General features: G+C 63.7%; 17 protein-coding genes and 1 riboswitch. Of the genes, 11 read left to right on the top strand and 6 right to left on the bottom strand.

Annotated elements, in window-relative coordinates:
* Nucleotides 1-360 precede the first annotated feature (360 nt).
* The 4 genes from HMPREF7215_RS03195 to HMPREF7215_RS03180 all read left to right on the top strand — a co-directional run bounded on the left by HMPREF7215_RS03195 (nt 361) and on the right by HMPREF7215_RS03180 (nt 3802).
* Nucleotides 361-1191 carry a phosphate ABC transporter substrate-binding protein gene (locus tag HMPREF7215_RS03195; protein WP_009164206.1) on the top strand — a complete coding sequence of 277 codons (831 nt, stop codon included), beginning with the start codon at nt 361-363 and terminating at the stop codon, nt 1189-1191.
* Nucleotides 1192-1329: 138 nt separating this feature from the next.
* The gene (locus tag HMPREF7215_RS03190) at nt 1330-2178 is read left to right on the top strand and encodes a PstC family ABC transporter permease (RefSeq protein ID WP_009164205.1); all 849 of its coding nucleotides are present in this window, start codon (nt 1330-1332) and stop codon (nt 2176-2178) included.
* On the top strand, nt 2175-3050 hold the full coding sequence (locus HMPREF7215_RS03185; RefSeq protein ID WP_009164204.1) for a PstA family ABC transporter permease: 876 nt from the start codon (nt 2175-2177) through the stop codon (nt 3048-3050). Before HMPREF7215_RS03190 ends, HMPREF7215_RS03185 begins: the two co-directional genes overlap by 4 nt.
* Nucleotides 3047-3802, top strand: a complete 756-nt coding sequence (locus HMPREF7215_RS03180) for a phosphate ABC transporter ATP-binding protein (RefSeq protein WP_009164203.1) — start codon at nt 3047-3049, stop codon at nt 3800-3802. Before HMPREF7215_RS03185 ends, HMPREF7215_RS03180 begins: the two co-directional genes overlap by 4 nt.
* 189 nt (nt 3803-3991) lie before the next feature.
* On the opposite strand, the gene HMPREF7215_RS03175 is transcribed toward HMPREF7215_RS03180, so the two are convergent.
* Nucleotides 3992-4711, bottom strand: a complete 720-nt coding sequence (locus tag HMPREF7215_RS03175; protein ID WP_009164201.1) for a serine hydrolase — start codon at nt 4709-4711, stop codon at nt 3992-3994.
* 215 nt (nt 4712-4926) lie between these two features.
* Between HMPREF7215_RS03175 and tpx the strand changes: the two genes are divergently transcribed.
* A complete protein-coding gene (gene tpx, locus HMPREF7215_RS03170; protein ID WP_009164200.1) occupies nt 4927-5439 on the top strand; it encodes a thiol peroxidase in 513 nt (170 codons plus the stop codon).
* A gap of 13 nt (nt 5440-5452) precedes the next feature.
* Complete coding sequence (locus HMPREF7215_RS12710) at nt 5453-5827, top strand: Fic family protein (protein WP_156797410.1); 375 nt, start codon at nt 5453-5455, stop codon at nt 5825-5827.
* Nucleotides 5828-5905: 78 nt separating this feature from the next.
* Here HMPREF7215_RS12710 and HMPREF7215_RS03160 read toward each other — a convergent pair whose 3' ends face one another.
* Entirely contained in the window at nt 5906-8056 is a 2151-nt protein-coding gene (locus HMPREF7215_RS03160) for an ATP-dependent helicase (RefSeq protein WP_009164198.1), read from the bottom strand.
* A gap of 124 nt (nt 8057-8180) precedes the next feature.
* Between HMPREF7215_RS03160 and HMPREF7215_RS03155 the strand changes: the two genes are divergently transcribed.
* The 3 genes from HMPREF7215_RS03155 to HMPREF7215_RS03145 are packed head-to-tail and all read left to right on the top strand — an operon-like array spanning nt 8181 to nt 10917.
* Complete coding sequence (locus tag HMPREF7215_RS03155; protein ID WP_009164197.1) at nt 8181-8885, top strand: sugar transferase; 705 nt, start codon at nt 8181-8183, stop codon at nt 8883-8885.
* Nucleotides 8882-9754, top strand: a complete 873-nt coding sequence (locus HMPREF7215_RS03150) for an NAD-dependent epimerase/dehydratase family protein (protein ID WP_009164196.1) — start codon at nt 8882-8884, stop codon at nt 9752-9754. Before HMPREF7215_RS03155 ends, HMPREF7215_RS03150 begins: the two co-directional genes overlap by 4 nt.
* Entirely contained in the window at nt 9751-10917 is a 1167-nt protein-coding gene (locus tag HMPREF7215_RS03145) for a glycosyltransferase family 4 protein (protein WP_009164195.1), read from the top strand. The genes HMPREF7215_RS03150 and HMPREF7215_RS03145 overlap by 4 nt, the downstream gene beginning before the upstream one ends.
* Before the next feature lie 39 nt (nt 10918-10956).
* Here HMPREF7215_RS03145 and HMPREF7215_RS03140 read toward each other — a convergent pair whose 3' ends face one another.
* From HMPREF7215_RS03140 to thiT, 4 genes are all read right to left on the bottom strand, one after another.
* Nucleotides 10957-11688 (bottom strand): glycosyltransferase family 32 protein, encoded by a 732-nt coding sequence (locus HMPREF7215_RS03140; protein ID WP_009164194.1) that lies wholly within the window; start codon nt 11686-11688, stop codon nt 10957-10959.
* A 24-nt stretch (nt 11689-11712) separates the two neighbouring features.
* On the bottom strand, nt 11713-12942 hold the full coding sequence (locus HMPREF7215_RS03135; RefSeq protein WP_009164193.1) for a class I SAM-dependent rRNA methyltransferase: 1230 nt from the start codon (nt 12940-12942) through the stop codon (nt 11713-11715).
* A 150-nt stretch (nt 12943-13092) separates the two neighbouring features.
* Complete coding sequence (locus HMPREF7215_RS03130) at nt 13093-14121, bottom strand: hypothetical protein (protein ID WP_009164192.1); 1029 nt, start codon at nt 14119-14121, stop codon at nt 13093-13095.
* Nucleotides 14122-14142: 21 nt separating this feature from the next.
* Nucleotides 14143-14646 (bottom strand): energy-coupled thiamine transporter ThiT, encoded by a 504-nt coding sequence (thiT, locus tag HMPREF7215_RS03125; RefSeq protein ID WP_009164191.1) that lies wholly within the window; start codon nt 14644-14646, stop codon nt 14143-14145.
* 39 nt (nt 14647-14685) lie between these two features.
* A riboswitch (TPP riboswitch) is annotated at nt 14686-14795 on the bottom strand.
* Nucleotides 14796-14912: 117 nt separating this feature from the next.
* Here thiT and HMPREF7215_RS03120 point away from each other — a divergent pair.
* Nucleotides 14913-15869: a PfkB family carbohydrate kinase gene (locus HMPREF7215_RS03120; protein WP_009164189.1), complete on the top strand. Its 957-nt coding sequence runs from the start codon at nt 14913-14915 to the stop codon at nt 15867-15869.
* 289 nt (nt 15870-16158) lie between these two features.
* The gene (locus tag HMPREF7215_RS03115) at nt 16159-17418 is read left to right on the top strand and encodes a dicarboxylate/amino acid:cation symporter (protein ID WP_009164188.1); all 1260 of its coding nucleotides are present in this window, start codon (nt 16159-16161) and stop codon (nt 17416-17418) included.
* Nucleotides 17419-17514: the final 96 nt, after the last annotated feature.

Here is a 17514-nt window from a genome sequence, read left to right as displayed (position 1 = left end):
CGCCTCTTTGAAAAGCAAATCCCGTCGCAAAAACAGGATCTAACGCATGGTCATTATAGTTAGTCTGTTATAACTAATCAACATTCGAGAACTTTAAATTCCTTTTTCAAAATAAAGCCATTTCGGCGCAATCAAACAAAAAAAACCGCGCTTCTGTGGTGGTTTTGTTTTCGAAGCGCCGAGTTATGAATTGAGCGCGTCTCGATAGGATTCGGGAATACACGACAAACAGCGCAAATCGCGCGAATTTTTTCGCTGAGTTCTCAGGTATTCGGCAGTATCACGAAGGATTTTTTTCGCCTAAGATATTCTTTATGGTTGTATAGATTATTTTCATTTCAAAGGAGCAGATGAAAAAAAATGAACGTGAAAAAGTTTTTCCTTTCCGCCGCGCTGGCTCTCGCCGTCGCCTCGGCGGCCGTCGCCGCGCCGCTGGACGCCTTCAAGGGCATGTCGGGCAAAATGGACATCGCCGGCGGCACGGCGCACATCCCCGTCATGAAGGAAGCGGCCAAGCGCATCATGAGCGTCAATCCCGAGATCCGCATCACCGTGGCCGGCGGCGGTTCGGGCGTGGGCGTCAAACAGGTCGGCGAAGGGCTGGTCGCCATCGGCAACACGGGCCGTCCGCTCAAGGAGAAGGAAGTCGCCCAGTACGGCCTGAAAACGTTCCCCTTCGCGATCGACGGCGTGGCGGTCGTGGTCAATCCGTCCAATCCCGTCGCCGCGCTGACGAAGGAGCAGGTGGCGGCGATCTACGCCGGCACGGTCAAGGACTGGTCGGAAGTGGGCGGCGCGGCGGGGGCCATCAACGTGTTCGGCCGCGAGGACGGCTCGGGCACGCGCGAAGTGTTCACCGACAAGGTGATCAGCAAGGGCGGGCTGGCTCCCAGCGTGAACGTGGTCAACTCCAACGGCGCGATGAAGACGGCCGTCGGCGGCGACGAGCGCGCGATCGGCTACGTGGGCATCGGCCACATCGACGCTTCCGTGAAAGCACCGACGCTGAACGGCATGACGGCGACGCAGGAGAACGCGGCCAACGGTTCCTACACGGTGGTGCGCGACCTGTTCATGAACACGAAGGGCGAGCCGCAGGGCCTGACGAAGGCGTTCATCGACTACATCTACACCGACGAGGGGGCCGAAATCATCCGCAAGAGCGGCTACATCCCCCTGCCCCGCGAATAAAACCGGACGCGGGAAAATTTCTCGCGGCGCGCGATCCACGCGGGGAAAGCCTCGGCGCTTTCCCCGCGTTGTTGTATTTTATCTTGAAAAGGCTTCCGCGCGCGAAAAAGCGGCGGGGCGACGAAAGAAGATGATTCGATGACTCAGGACGGAGCGCCGCTGTGGCTCTCGGCCGCGGCGGCCTGCGTGGGGGCGCTGATGGCGTCGGTGTTCGGCTTTATCATCGTCAGCGCGCTGCAGGCGGCGCTCGGCGGCGACGCGGCGGCGCTGATGGGCGACACGTGGCGGCCCGACGCCGGGCAGTACGGCATCGCGCCGATGATCTGGGCGACGCTGGTTCTGTCGCTGTCGGCGCTGGCGCTGTCGTGGTGTCTGTCGGTGGGCTGCGCCTGCTTCATGCACGGTCTGTCGCCGCGCTGGGCGGCGCGCGCGCTCGGCGCGGTGATCCGTTTCATGACGGCGGTGCCGACGGTCGTGTACGGTTTTGTCTCGGTATTCCTGCTCGTGCCGCTGGTGCGGCGCTCTCTGGGCGGTTCGGGGCTGTGCTGGCTGTCGGCGGGGCTGGTCCTCAGCCTGCAGATCCTGCCGGCGATGACGCTGGTGATCGACGGCGCGCTCCGTGCCGTCGAGGAGCGTACGGCGCTGACGACGGCGGCGCTGGGGATTTCCCCCGCTCAGTCGCTGGCGTGGATCGCGCTGCCGGCGTCGCGCCGAGCCCTGCTCAGCGCCGCTACGCTGGGATTCGGCCGCGCCGTAGGCGACACGCTGATCCCGACGATGCTGGCCGGCAACGCGGTGCAGTACGCGCGCACGCCGTTGCAGGCGATGCGGACGCTGGCGGCTCACATCGGCCTGATCACTTCGACGGACGTGACCGGTCAGGCGTACCATTCGCTGTTCGCGGCCGGCGGACTGCTGCTGCTTTTCAGCGCCGCGGCCAGTCTGACGGTGCGCCGTTTGAAGGCAGAAAAGGAGAAATGCGCATGAGGAGCCGGGCTCTGGCGGTCCTCTCGTGGTGCGCGGCGCTGATCGTGCCGACCGCCATCGGAGCGATGCTCTGGCACCTGTGTCTGCGGGGCGGTCCGGCGCTGGGGCTGGATCTGTTCTTTGGCGACGCGCCGCCGCTGGCAGCTCTTCTCGGGCAGAGGCCAGTGTGGGACGGCATCTGGCCGGCGGCCGCGGGCACGCTCTCGCTGCTGGCGCTGACGATGGCGCTGGCGCTGCTTCCCGGCGTCGGCTGCGGCGTGTACTTGGCGTGCTTCGCCGCTCCGCGGGCAAAGCGCTGGCTCAGTCTGGCGGTCGATCTGCTGGCGGGCGTGCCCTCGATCGTGATGGGGCTGTTCGGCTTCATGCTGATCCTGCTGCTGCGGCGGCTGTTCGCGCCCGAGGCCACCACGTGTCTGCTGCTGTCGGCGTTCTGTCTGGCGCTGCTGGTGCTGCCGCCGCTGGCGATCACGACGCGCACGGTTCTGGAAAGCCTGCCCGACGGTCTGCGCCTGACGGGGGAAGCGCTGGGGCTGACGCCTTGGCAGACGGCGCGCTATCTGCTGCTGCCCGCGGGCGGCCGCGGCATTCTCGGCGGCGTGATGCTGGCGCTGGGGCGCGCGGCCGAAGACACGGCGGTGATCATGGTCACGGGCGCGGTCGCCAACGCCGGGCTGCCCGCCGGGCTGACGGCCAAGTACGAGGCGCTGCCGTTTTTCATCTTCTACATCTCGGCGCAGTACGCCGACCAGAGCGACCTGCGGCGCGGTTTCGGCGCGGCGCTGGTATTGCTGATCCTCTCGGGGGCGCTGCTGCTGTGCGCCCACGCGCTGCAAAGGAGCCTCGAACGAAAATGGAAAGGAGTGCGCCCATGAATCTGTGCGCGCGCATCGAAAACCTGAACGTCAGCACCGGGGCGCAGGTCATTCTCGACGGGCTGTCGCTGGAATGCCCCGACCGGGCGATCACCGTGCTGGTAGGGCGCTCCGGCTCGGGCAAGACGACGCTGCTGCGGTCGCTGAACCGTCTCAACGAGCATTTTCCGGCGCTGCGCACGTCGGGGCGCGTCGAGGTGAAGATCGGCGGGCGGCTGCGCTCCGTCGTCGACGGGGATTTGCCGCTGCCGGAGCTGCGCCGCCGCGCCGGCATGGTTTTTCAGTCGCCCAACCCGCTGCCGCTGAGCGTCGCGCGCAACGTGCTGCTGCCTTTGCAGCTGACGCTGGGCGTCCGCGGCGCGGAGGCCGAAGGGCGCATGGAACGTGCGCTCGAACAGGTCGGGTTGTGGGCGGAAGTCGCCGGACGCCTGAATCATCCCGCCGCGGCGCTGTCGGGCGGCCAGCAGCAACGGCTCTGCCTGGCGCGCACGCTGGCGCTCGAGCCCGACGTGCTGCTGCTGGACGAGCCGACCGCGTCGCTCGACCGACGCGCCGCCGAGGTCGTCGAAGATCTGCTGCTGTCGCTGAAAGAACGTTATCCGATCGTAATGGTCTCGCACAGCCTGATCCAGGCGCGCCGCCTCGCCGACCGACTCGCCGTGCTGCGCGGCGGCGTGCTCTGCCGGACTTTCGACGCCGGCGAGCTGCCCGCGGGCGGCGAAGGCGAGCTGTTCATCGAACGTCTGTTGTAAACAAAAGCCGCCGCGGAAACACGAAGGCGCAAAGAAAAGGCAAAAGACGGCTGCCGCTTCGCGGCAAAAACATAAGAAGAAGCTGGCAGGAGATCGTTCTCCTGCCAGCTTTCCTCGTTTTTTTTCTATAGTCCATGTTTTTCGCTTTTCTCCGTGTCTCCGTGACGGCTTTTGTTTTGACCTTTGTCCCTATGCCTGCATGCGCTCGCCGCAGACGGCTTCGGCGACGCGGCGGCAGAAGCGTTCGCCCTTTTCGCGATCCGGCTGCAGCATGACCAGCGCCGCGGCGATCACGGGGCGCTGGCCGTCGGGACAGAGGACGCCGGCGTCGTATTCGCTGCCGGGAAACGAAGCGCCGAAACGCGCCAAGCATTTCCCTCCCACGGAAGCGAACTTGTCGTCGCTCCGAGATTCCGACATCAGCGCCAGCAGGCGGCGGCAGGAAGCGTCCGGCAGCCCCTCGCGGTCCAGCAGGCGGCGGAAGAATCCGGCCGCGTCTTCCGCGCAGGTGACGTTGCCCCGCAACGATTCGTTTTCCCCTACCGGACGGAGGATCTCCGTCTGCTCCATGCCGGCGCGCCGGGCCGCGGCGTTGACCGCTTCCGTGCCGAGCGCGCCGATCAGCGCATTGGCCGCTTCCACTCCGCCGCCGCAGACGGCGCGGGCCGCCTCTTCCCATGTCATGGAAGCGCCGGGAAGCGCGTCTTCCAGCGCGAACTCCCCCGCTTCGACGCGCTCGAACAGGTTCCACAGCGCCGGCAGCGCCGCCATCAGACCGGCGGGCACCAAACGGCCGCCGTTATAGACAAGCCGCATGTCCGCCGCGCCGTCGTAAACGGCCGCCGCCGGCGCGCCGCCGTCGGCGCCGGCGATCGCCCGCAGGACGCCGCCCTTCCAGTTTTCAGGCATGAAAAATTCCTCCTTTGAATGATCCCGCAAGAGTGTAAACGTTCCCGCCGCCGCTGTCAATTTTTCCGCGGAGGCTTTTTGGGCTTCCCGCGGTCTTGCAATTTTTCGCTTTGTGTGTCAAAATACTCGCAGATGCAAAGAAGTGTCTTTTGCTCGGAATTCAACCGCCGCCGGGGAACGCCCCGGCGACCGTCGATCTTAAGGAGGTTATCCGCATGCAGGAAAGAAAAGGCACCGTTACGATGAAGGGCACTCCGCTCACGCTGGTCGGGCCGGAGCTGAAAGTCGGCGACAAAGCGCCCGATTTCGTCGTGGTCGATACGGCCATGGCGCCCAAGTCGCTGAAAGATTACGAGGGCAAGATCAAAGTGCTCTCCGTCACGCCGTCGCTGGACACGCCCGTCTGCGATCTGCAGGCCACGTGGTTCAACGAGGACACGGCCGAGCTGGGCGACGTGTACGTGCTCAATGTCAGCATGGATCTGCCCTTCGCGCTGAAGCGCTACTGCGCCGCCAAGGGCTTCGACAAGGTGGCGACGCTCTCCGACCACCGCGAGGCTTCGTTCGGCACGGCCTACGGCGTGCTGCTCAAGGAACTGCGCCTGCTGGCCCGCGCCGTGTTCGTGGTCGATCGCGACGACGTGATCCGCTACGTCGAAGTGGTGCCCGAGGCCACGAACTCCATCGACTACGACAAGCTGCTGAAGGCCGTCAAGGCGCTGGCGTAAGGACAAAACACGAATACCGATCCGCGAAAAAGCCCTCACGGCCGCGGCCTGCTTCCACGCCAGGTTCGAGAACATTCACCCGTTCGCGGACGGAAACGGGCGCACCGGCCGTCTCGTCATGAATTATCTGTTGGTACTGCACGGGCACCCGCCCGTCACCGTTCACGAAGAGGACCGCCGGAGCTATTACGCCGCGCTCGAAGCGTGGGACAGAGAGAAGAACAGACGGTCAAAACCTGGGCAAAGCAGCTCGCCCGCGCAAAAGAGAAAAACCGCCGCGCCGGACTATGAACCGCGCGGCGCCGGCGGCGCAACAAAGAGCACAAAAAAATTTCGCCCGTTCCGGCCGCGCGAACCGGAACGGGCGAATTTCTTGAGGAGCGTATAAAACGAACCGTTGCGGCGTCGTGTCCGAAGTGATGATGTTCCACGTGGAACATTTTCGGCGCGCGCAAAAACGCGCCGGCTACGATCGCGTCAGCGGCGCCTTGAAGCTGAGGCGGCGCGGCGTGGCGAGGCGGTCGAAGCGCACCGTGTAGCACAGTTCGCCCGCGTCCGCTTCGACGATCACGCCGGGGCCGAAGACGGGGTGCGTCACGGCCGTGCCCGGCGGCAGCGCCTCGATCCGGCTGTCGCGGCGCAGCTGCCTTTCGCTCTCGGCGATGCGGTCGCGGGCCTCTTCGATCAGGCCGGGGCGCGGCGGCGCGACGTACTGCAAAAGTCCCTGGTCGATGTCGAGGATGAAGCGGCTCGGATAGCGCGGCGAACCGTCGAGCGTGCGGCCGTCGGCTTCCGTCAGGCAGAGGGCGTCGCGGGCGCGGGTCATGGCGACGAAGGCGAGGCGGCGCTCTTCCTCCATCGCTTGCAGCGTGCGCGTGCGGCGCGTCGGGAACACGCCTTCGTTCATGCCGCACAGGAACACGCGGGAAAATTCCAGCCCCTTGGCGGCGTGCACGGTCATGAAGCGCACCGTGTCGGCCGACTCGGCGCGGTCGCCGTCGGTGAACAGCGCCGCGTGGCGGAGGTAATCGGCGACGCCGCTTTCCTCGCCGCAGGTCGTCTCGTACTCGTGGACGGCCTGTTTCAGCTCGGCCAGATTGTCGAGGCGCTGCTGGGCGCCATCGGTGCGCAGCATGGCTTCGTAGCCGCTCTCGTCAAGGAGGCCGGACAGCGCTTCCGAGACGGGCAGAACCGGGGCGGCGGAAAACCGTTCGATCAGGCTCACGAAGGCGGCGGCGCGGGTGCCCTTGAAGATCTCGTCGTCCAGCGTCGCGGTCAGCGCGTCCCACAGCGAGCAGCCGCGAGACGCCGCCTGTTCTTCCAAAAAGGCCATGCGCCGCGCGCCCATGTTGCGCCGCGGCGCGTTGACCACGCGGCGGAAGGAGAGGTCGTCGCGGTAGGCGACCAGGCGCAGGTAGGCGAGCGCGTCCTTGATCTCGGCGCGGTCGTAGAACTGCACGCCGGCGTAGATCGTGTAGGGGATCTTCTCCTTCAGAAACGCCGCTTCCAGGCTGCGCGTCAGGTAATGGGCGCGGTACAGCACCGCGCACGACTTGTAGGGCGCGCCCGCTTCGCGGAGTTTTTCGATCTCGGCGGCGATCCAGCGCGCCTCGTCCTCCGCCGTCTCGCCGTGAAAGCAGCGCACGGGGCCGCCGGGAGCGCGCACGGGGAGCAGGTCCTTTTTGACGCGCGTCTCGTTCGCGTCGATCAGGCTGTTGGCGGCCGCGAGGATCTGCGGCGTGGAGCGGTAATTCTCCATCATCATGATCGTGCGCGTGCCCAGGTGGCGGGCGTCGAAGTCGAGCAGGTACCTGACGCTGGCGCCGCGCCACGTGTAGATGGTCTGGTCGGGGTCGCCGACGACGAACAGGTTCTTGTGGAAGCCGCAAAGGGCTTCCATGAGGCGGTACTGAAGCCCGTCGATGTCCTGGAACTCGTCGATCATAATATATTCGAGGCGCTGCTGCCACTTGCGGCGGATCTCCGGCTCGCGCTCGAAGATGTGCAGCGTGAAAACGATCAGGTCGTTGTAGTCGAGGCCGAAGCATTTCTTCTGCTGATAGAGATAGCCGTAAAACAAAATGTCCGCCGGCTCTGCGGCTTCCTCGTATTTTTTGCGCAGCCGCTCCAGCGGCAGGGCGATCATGTCGCGGCAGTACAGCGGCTCCTTGAAGAGCTTGCGGATCTCGAACATGTCGCGCGCCTCGGCGAAAGTCATGTCGCGCAGCGTCAGGCCGCGCTCGGCGTAAATGATCCTGAGGATGTCGTCGATGTCGGAGTTGTCGAGGACGATGAAGCTTTTCGGATACTGTACGGCGTGGCTGTCCTCCTGCAGGACGGAGACGCAGAAGCCGTGAAACGTGTTGACGTAGCCGGTGTCGTTGTCGTCGGTGAGCGCGTGGATGCGCTGGCGCATTTCGTTGGCCGACTTGTTGCTGAAGGTGACGCAGAGGATGTGCCCCGGCATCACGCCCAGCCCGTTCACCAGCCAGGCGAAACGCCGCGACAGGGCGCGAGTCTTGCCCGATCCGGCGCCGGCGATGACGCGCACGTAGCCTTCCGTCGCCGTCACGGCCTCGCGCTGGACCGCGTTCAGCCCTCCGAGAATGTCTTTCACGCCGCTCGCCCCTTTCTTTCGCGAATACCAACCATCATACAGGAAGCGCCGGAGAAATCAAGCCGGGCGAAAACGAAGCGCGACGGGGAGGAAACGCGCCCCATTTCGCGGCCGGTGGGATATAATGGAAAAAATCTTCGCGGAGGCCGAGGCCATGATCCTGATCAGCGGAAAAAGTTATCTGCCGCTCAAGCGGCTTATGGATATTGTCGGGGCGTTGGTGGCGCTGCTGATTTTTTCCCCGCTGATGATCCGGGTCGCGCTGCGGGTGAAACGGGAGCTGGGCTCTCCCGTCGTCTTCGCTCAGCCGCGCCCCGGACGCGGCGAAAAGATTTTTCTGAACTACAAGTTCCGCTCCATGCGCCAGGCCGTCGACGCTTCGGGGCGCCCGCTGCCCGACCAGGAACGCCTCACGCCGTTCGGCCGCGAGCTGCGCCGTTCGAGCCTCGACGAACTGCCCGAGCTGTGGAACGTTCTCAAGGGCGACATGAGTCTCGTCGGGCCGCGGCCGCTGCTGGTCGATTTTTTGCCGCTTTTCGGCGAAGAGGAGGCGCGCCGCCACTCCGTCCGCCCGGGGCTCACGGGGCTGGCCCAGGTCAGCGGGCGCAACGCCATGAGCTGGGAAAAGCGCCTCCAGTACGATCTCGAATACGTCGACCGCCTCAGCCTGTGGCTCGACCTCAAGATCCTCTGGCGCACCGTCGCCGCCGTCTTGCGCCGCGACGGCATCGACGCCGGCGAAGGGGAAACGGTCATCGCGCCGCCGACGGAGATCAAGCGCCCCCGCGCGCTCGAAAAGATCAAAGGCGCGAAGGACCGGCCGTCATGAAAAAGATCCTCGTCGCCGGCGCCCGCAGCTTTGTGGGACGCTCTTTCGCCAGATGGCTGGAACGGTTCGGCGGCCGCTATCGCACCGACTTCGTCAGCCTGCGCGGCGCGGAGTGGCGCCGGCGCAGCTTCGCCGGTTACGACGCCCTGATTCACTGCGCGGGGATCGCCCACCTGTCCGCCGGGCCCAACGAGCTTTATCTGCGCGTCAACCGCGACCTTGCCGAAGAAACCGCCCTCAAAGCCCGGCGCGAGGGCGTCGGACAGTTCATCTTCATGAGCAGCATCGCCGTTTACGGCGACAGCGCGCCGCCGGGAAAGGAAAAAATCATCGCGGCCGGGACCGTCCCCGCGCCGACGAACGTTTACGGACGGTCGAAGCTGGAAGCCGAAAGGAGAATCGCCGCGCTCGCCGCTCCGGCGTTCAAGATCGCCGTCGTTCGCGCGCCGCTGATTTACGGCCCGGGCTGCAAGGGGAACTTTCCCGCGCTGATCGGATGCGCGCGCCGCCTGCCGATTTTCCCCAAAGTGGAAAACCGCCGCAGCATGATCTATATCGGCAACCTCTGCGAACAGCTTCGCCTGATCGTCGACCGGGAGGATTCCGGCACGTTCTTCCCGCAAAACGAAGCGTACGTCGGCACTTCCGATCTGGTGCGCTGTCTGGGCGCGCTTCAGGGGCGGAAAATCACTCTCACGCGACTTCTCAATCCCGCGCTGCATTTTTTGCGCCGCTTCACGCCGGCCGTCGACAAAGCCTTCGGATCCCTCTGCTACGCTCGGGAGTTAAGTCGATGCGAAGAGTACAATATCGTGCCGTTCGAGCAATCTCTCGTGGAAACGCTGAACGCGTTCGAGAATTTACAATGAAAAAACTTCTTATTGTAACGACAATCCAGAGAACGTTGCGCGATTTTCTGCTTCCTTACGGCGACTCTTTCCGCGCCAAGGGCTGGCAGGTCGACGCGATGGCCAACGTGCGCGATCCTTTTCCCGCCGCGGCGGGGCATTTCGATCGTTTTTACGCCGTCGACTGGGGGCGCAACCCTCTCGATCCGCGTAATTTCGCGCGCGCGCCGGATTTTGTGCGGGAACTGGTGTCGCAGCAGCGCTACGACATCGTCCACGTGCACACGCCCGTGGCGGCGTTCGTCGCCCGCTTCGCCCTGCGGCGCCTGCGCGCGGCGGGGAAGGTCAAAATCGCGTACACCGCGCACGGCTTCCATTTCTTCAAGGGGAACTCAAAAATAAAAAACGGCCTGTTCATCGCCCTCGAAAAGCTCGCCGGGCGCTGGACAGACTATTTGATCGTCATCAACGAAGAAGATTACGACGCCGCGCTGCAATACCGCATCGTTCCGCGCGAAAACGTCACCTTGATGCCGGGGATCGGCGTCGATCTATCGCAATACAGCCGCGATGCCGTCGACGACGCGCAGGTTGCCGCCGCGCGCGAGGAGATGCGGCTGACGCCGGAAGACCGTTATATCCTGATGATCGCGGAGTTCAACCCCGGCAAACGCCACCGCGACGCCGTCAGGGCGCTCGCACGAATCGAGGACCCGCGTCTTCATCTCGCCTTCGCCGGACAGGGGCCGCTGTTTGCGGAAACGCAAGCGCTGGCCCGCCGCCGCGGCGTCGAAAAACGCTGCCACTTCCTCGGCCAGCGCGCCGACGTGCCCGCGCTGCTCAAAGGCGCGGCGGCGGCCGTGCTGCCTTCGGAACGCGAAGGCCTGCCCCGCTCGGTGCTGGAAGCCATGGCCATGGGGACGCCGGTCATCGGCGCCGACGTCCGCGGCACACGCGACCTGCTCGCCGGCGGCTGCGGCACGCTTGTTCCCGTAGGCGACACGGAAGCTCTGGCGGGAGCGTTCAGCGCCATTTTCAGCGCGCCTGCGTCCTGCGGACAACATGTCGCCCGGGCCTCCGAAAAGGTCAAAGACTATGCCATCGAACGCCTCCAAAAAATGCACGAAGCGCTCTACGCCAGACTTCTCTCTCCGACTCCCGCGCCGCGGGAAAACAAACGCTGATTCCGCGCCGCGACGGGAAAACCCGCTTCCCAACAAAAACTACGCGTCTTTCCCGCGCACAATCCGCCGCATCACATTGTACAGATGGATCTTCCGCAGCGCCCGCCCCAGCCCGCTCAACAGCCGGGCGCCCGGCGGACGCCAGCTTCCCGCGAACCAGTGGACCGTAAAGGCGCCGGCAAAATTTTTTCCGTAATTTTCACCTTTCAGGGTCAGCGGGCAAAAGATCTCCTGCGGATAGATACACAGGCCGTCGTCAAGAAACTGCTTCCGATTGTTCAAAAGCACGCCGTACCGTTTCCGAAGGTCCCGCGTGATCAGTTCCGTATTCGGAGTCAGATCGGGAACGCCGCTTTCGTCGATGAAATGCTTCCGCGAGTAGTCGGCGAGCAGTCCTTTTATCCACGGGTGCCCCGCTTCGGCCCCCATGATCCCGGTTACCGGGCAGCCGGGACGCTCGAATCCGGTAAAAGCGCGGTGCCGCAAGAAGCCATCGAGCGGCTTCAGCACCTCGACGTCGCTGTCCAGATAAACCCCGCCCCGGCGGTACAGAGCGTAAAGCCTCAGGAAATCCGAGACGAAGGCCCATTTTTTCATGGCCGCCGCTTCCCGTGTAAAACAAAACGCGGAAAGGTCAAAATTCAGCTCGTTCCAAAGCACGATCCTGTAATCGGGCAGAAATTTTTTCCACGAGGCAAGACACCGGCGTCCCAGCGCCGGGAATTCCTTTTCGCCAAACCAGCAGTAATGGATGATTTTTGGAATCGCCATGTCTTTCCCCCTCCGATACTGACCTTATACCACCTGGAACAGATAGAACTTGAGGTACTCGGTCTCCGGCACGCCCCACAGGACCGGGTGGTCGGGGGATTGGCCGCGGGCCTCGATCTGGCGCAGGCTGACCTTGGCGTCGGCGGCCGCGGCGGCGAGCGTCTGCCGGAACAGATCGCCGGTCATGAAGTGCGAGCACGAAGCCGTCGCGAGATAACCGCCGCGGGGCAGCAGCTTCATGGCCTTGAGGTTGATCTCCTTGTAGCCGCGGGCGGCGTCGCGCACGCTGCGGCGCGATTTGGCGAACGCGGGCGGGTCGAGAATGATCATGCCGTACTCGCCGCGGCCGCGGGAAGCCATATCGCTCAGGAGGTCGAAGACGTCGGCGGCGATAAAGTCCATCTTTCCGAGACAGCCGTTCAGCGCGGCGTTGTGGCGCGCCATCTCCAGAGCGCCTGCGGAGACGTCCACGGCGGTGACGTGCGCCGCGCCGCCCCTGACGGCGTTGAGCGCGAACGAGCCGGTGTGGGTGAAACAGTCCAGCACGTCCAGACCGGCGCACAAGCGGGCCGCCGCGGCGCGGTTGAACTTCTGGTCGAGGAAGAAGCCCGTCTTCTGCCCCTCCACGAAATTGACGTCGTAGAGCACGCCGTTCTCGCAGATGCGCGCCGTGCGCCGCCCCGCCAGCGAGCAGCCGTCCATGGCGAACTCGCCGCTGTGCCGCGGCAGCCCCTCGAGATCGCGGATGGCGGCGTCGTTGCGCTCGTACAGGCCGCTGATTTCCTGCCCGTCCTCGCGCAGCAGCCGCACCAGCATGGGAAACAGCAACTCTTTCAACTTGTCCATGCCGAGCGACAGCACTTCGGCCACGAGCACGTCGCCGAAGCGGTCCACGGTCAGACCGGGAAAGCCGTCGGCGTCGCCGAAGAGCAGGCGGCAGCAGTCGTACTGACCGCCCATCACCGCTTTACGGTAGTTCAGCGCGTAGCGCAGGCGGCGCTCGAAAAAGGCGGCGTCGAAGCGGTCGTTGGCGTTGGCGGAGATAAGGCGCACGCGGATCTTGGAATGGTCGTTGACGAATCCCGTGCCGAGGTACGCCCCGCCGCGGCTCACCACGTCCACAAGGTCGCCGGGAGCGTACTGCCCCCGAACGTCCGCGACTTCTTCGCCGTAGACCCACGGATGCCCGCTTTTGACGCTGCGTTCCGCCTTGACAGTGACAGCGAAGCGCGGATAGTGTCGTTCCTGTTTCATGATCGGACTCCTCGAAGATCGGCCTGAACGGCCGCGATTTTTCGCCATTATACCATCATGCGAACCGTCTTCTGCGGCAAAAACAAGGGCGGACGGCCGAATTCCCCCAGCTGTCCGCCCTTGTTTTTCTTTTTCGGAAAAGCTTCCCGTTCAGCGGTTCTCCGCTTTTCTTTTCGGCTCGAGGATCTCGCGCACGATCAGATACATAAGGTTGTGCAGGACCGAGGGCTCCTGACCGGGGGCGCGCAGCAGCGCCCCGCCGGCGCCGAAACGTTCTTCGAGAAGCAGAAAGACCTGACGCGATTCCGCCGCGCGTCCCGTCTGAGCCAGCACGTAAGCGCCCAGCGACGCGGCCGCCAGCGACGCCTGCGCGCCCGTCACGAGAAATTCCGGCTCGAGACGCAGTTTTTCCACCAGCCGGTCCATGGAATGGAGCGGCACAAGGCCGCCGTCCACAAGATTGGCCATGATCAGCAGCGCCTCGAGAGAACCGTCCTGGCTGTCGACGTAGCTGCGCTTGTCCACGTCGTAGGACAGACGCAGCGTCTGCGCGCCGCTTCCCGCCAACAGGATGCCGAGGCAGCGCTGCGCCACCGGCTCCCATTGGGAAGAAAAACTTTGCAGCTGCTGCAGCGCTTTCACGTCGACGGCGCCGAGACTGAGGCGGTGGCTCGGCTCGTAAATGCTGAAAATGCCCGATCTCCGTTCTTTCCAGGAAGCGCCGTTGATCAGCACGCTGCGGTAGACGTTGAAGCGCAGCATACGCCCGGCCGTTTTCAGCGCGCGTTCGCGGTAGCGCGGTTCGTTCCATCGCTCCGCCGCGTCGAGCAGCACGCGGCAGAACTGCAGGTCCGTCGCGGTGAGATTCTCGCACGCCACCGGCTTCAGCGAAGCGTCCAGCTGGCGGTACAGTAGCATCAGCGGCGACTGGAAGTGTTTCGCCGTCAGGCGGTAGAGCGCCTCGAAGCGCTCGTGGTCATTCTGCAGCAGCCGCAGGCGCAGCTCGCGCACAACGACTTCCGACGAATAGGTGCCGCCGCCGGGCTGGTCGGGCAGCAGGCCGTTTTCGGCGCGGCACGCTTCGAGCGCGCTCTCCACGGACGCCCGAACAGGCGCGCCCGCCAAAGCCAGCGCCAGCAGAGCGCCCAGCGCGGCTTCCAGAAAACGGTTCCTTTTCACGACGGCGCACCTCCGTATCGCTCAGAATTTTTTCAGCCGCGCCAAAATCAGCGGCACCAGGATCAGCGCGATCACCATGTTGGCGGCCATGAAGCTGCCGTTGTACAGCAGCGAGTAGACCAGCGGATGCGTGCCGGCCGGCGCGTAGGACGCGAAGAACACCACGCCCGACGCCACGTGACAGACGATCCGCGCCGCCACGGCGACGAGGATGCCTACGAAGACGTGCTCTCCGCCCAAGGCGGCCAGTCCCAGCGCCGCGTAGGCCAGCGGATAATCGAGCAGCCCCTGCACGGGATGAACCACGTAGCCGCCCATCACGTACTGCAAAAGGCCGGCCACGGCGCCAGCGCCGATCCCTTTCAGCAGTCCCCAGCGCATCGCGTAGACCAGAAGCGGCACGATCTCCAGCGTCACCGAACCGCCCTGAGGCAGACGGAACAGCCTCAGCCGCGAGAACACCACCGCCAGCGCAATGCACAGCGCCGCCTCTACCACCGACTGCGTTTTGCTGCGTTGATACATCGAAAAGACCTCCCGTAAAATCAAAAGATTTACAGGGGACGGGGAAACCCCGCACCTTCCCTGCACCGGTATGAACCGGATCAGGTTCCAAGGGTCGAGACCGTTTCGTCTCCTCTCAGCCGGATACGCCGACGCCCCCGGTTCCTGCTTTTATTATCATCGTTCCGGCCGGGCGCGTCAAGGCCGTCTCGCCGAAAGGCGCCCGGCTATGGTAGACTTGTGAAAACGAACGCGCCGCCCGGGCGGCGAAAAAGGAGAAAAAGACCATGAAACCAGTTCTGTTCTTTGGAGAAGCGCTGATGGACCAGTTTTGCGACGCCGCGGGCGAACTGCAAAGCTCGCTGCCCGGCGGCTCCGTGCTCAACGCGGCCGTCGGCGCGGCGCGTCTCGGCCTGCCGGCGGCTTTCGGCGGCGGCATCGGCGGCGACGAGGAAGGGCGCGCCCTGCTGCGCCTGCTGAACCGCGAACACATCGCTCACCGCTTCGCCTTCTACAAAAAAGACCGCGCCACTGCCGCCGCGGAAGTGCGCCTCGACGCGAAGGGACAGCCGATTTTCGCCTTCCGCCGCGCGGGCTGCGCCGACGAAGCCGTGACGCCGGACGACGTGGAAGAGATCGATCCGAACGACTTCAGCGGCCTGCACTGCGGCGGCGTCATGCTCGCCTCCGAACCGGGCGCGTCCGCGCAGGAGCGGCTGGCGGAAAAATTTTACGACGCCGCCGTCCCCGTGTCGTTCGACCTCAACGTCCGTCCCGCGCTGATCGCCGACAAGACGGCGTTCTGCGAACGGGCGTTGAAATTCATGATCCGCCCGCAGCTCGTCAAGTTCAGCCGCGACGATATCGAATGGTTCTTCCCCGGCGAGGACGTCAACGACAGCTTCGCCGCCATGCACCAAGCCCGCCGCGGCGCGCTCACCGTGCTCACCGCCGGCGTGCAGGGTTCGCTGATCGCTTCGGGACAGGTCTGCGAACGTCTCTTCGCTTACTCCGTCGCCGTTGCCGACACGACCGGCTGCGGCGACGGCTACGCCGCCGGATTGCTGCGCGGCCTCTTCAGCCTGCCCGACGCCACCGCCTGGGACGAGCTGACCGCCGAACAGGCGCGCTGGGTCGGCTCCAGCGCGTCGGCCGTCGCCGCCCGCGTCTGCGAAAAGCAGGGAGCGATCGCCGCCATGCCCCGCTACCGCGATATTTACAGCGCCGACGGCACGCATCAATAATACTAATTCTTGATAGAAAGTGTTAACATAGTTTTCTGGGCGCTGCGGGGCAGTCCTGAGCGACTGAACTCCCTCGCAGCGCCCTCGTATTCGGCTTTTTGATCAAGAAACGGTTATAAGACCGCGAACAAATCAACCGCGGAGAAGCGGCGAAAGGACAGGGCGAACGCACATGCCGACCATAAAAACGCCAAAATCCAAGAAATTCGGCGTTGCAATTTATCTTCATTTCTGCAATAATCAATAATAACCAGTATAATTAAATTTAAATTCCAGGAGGGCACGAAAAATGGAGAAGAAAGGCTTCGTTCACACCCTGCCGTTCAAACTGATCTGCGCGTTGGCAGTCGGCATCGTTTTGGGGCTGGCGCTTCACGTCACCGATACGAGTCCGCTCAGCGGAGTCGTTCTCAACGTTATCGTCTGCGTAAAGTACGTCGTCGCTCAGTTTATCAATTTCTGCGTTCCTCTCATCATCATCGGATTTATCGCCCCTTCGATCACGCGGCTCGGCGGCAACGCCTCCAAAATGCTGCTGCTTGCCATTTGCCTCGCCTACGTTTCCTCCATCGGCGCCGCGTTTTTCGCCACCGGCAGCGGTTACATAATCCTGCCGCATCTCTCCATCAGCCCCAACGTAGACGGTCTCAAAGCCTTGCCGCAGCCCGTGTTTACGTTGAACATCCCGCAGATCATGTCCGTCATGTCCGCGCTGTTCTTCTCGGTTCTGGTGGGTCTGGCGGCGGCGTGGAATTCCAGCAAGTACATTACGAATGTCCTGGAGGAGTTCCAGGCGATCGTCCTGAGCATCGTCACCAAATTCGTCATCCCGTTGCTTCCGGTCCTGATCGGAACGACCTTCTGCACGCTTTCCTATGAGGGGAGCATTACCAAGCAGCTGCCGATCTTCCTGATCATCATCGTCCTTGTCATCATCGGCCACTATATCTGGCTGACGCTGTTGTATTCCATCGCCGGCGCCTATTCCGGAAAGAATCCGCTGGACATCGTCAAGAACTACGGGCCTGCGTACATGACCGCGATCGGCACGATGTCTTCCGCGGCGACGCTCTCGGTGGCGCTGAAGTGCGCGCAGAAGTCCGAGCCTCCTTTAAGAGACGATCTGGTGAGCTTCGGCATTCCGCTTTTTGCCAACATCCATCTCTGCGGTTCCGTACTGACGGAAACGTTCTTCGTGATGGCCGTTTCCAAAATGCTTTACGGAGGATTCCCTTCAGTTGAAAAGATGATCCTTTTCTGCCTGCTCCTCGGCGTTTTCGCGATCGGCGCTCCCGGCGTGCCCGGCGGCACTGTCATGGCGTCCCTTGGACTGATCACGAGCGTGATCGGCTTCGACGACACGGGAACGGCGCTGATGCTCACGATTTTTGCATTGCAGGATTCCTTCGGCACGGCGTGCAACGTCACCGGCGACGGCGCGTTGACGTTGATTCTTACGGGGTATGCGGAAAAACACGGCGTCAAGGAAAATTCGCCGGAAGTGCTGCAGGCCGCCGCAGCACGCGAAGAAAACGAACGCTCGATGTAGCACCGCTTTTCGATCAGGGGACCTCATTGAAAAAGGGCGTCCGCTTGTTTTTGCGATTTTCCCCAAAACCGGACCACGCTTTTCAGTCAGCGCGCT

Origin of the sequence: Pyramidobacter piscolens W5455 (genome assembly GCF_000177335.1) — a bacterium.
Lineage (GTDB): Bacteria > Synergistota > Synergistia > Synergistales > Dethiosulfovibrionaceae > Pyramidobacter > Pyramidobacter piscolens.
The sequence above is the reverse complement of the archived record's forward strand: the minus strand, read 5'-3'. Positions and strand labels throughout refer to the sequence as shown.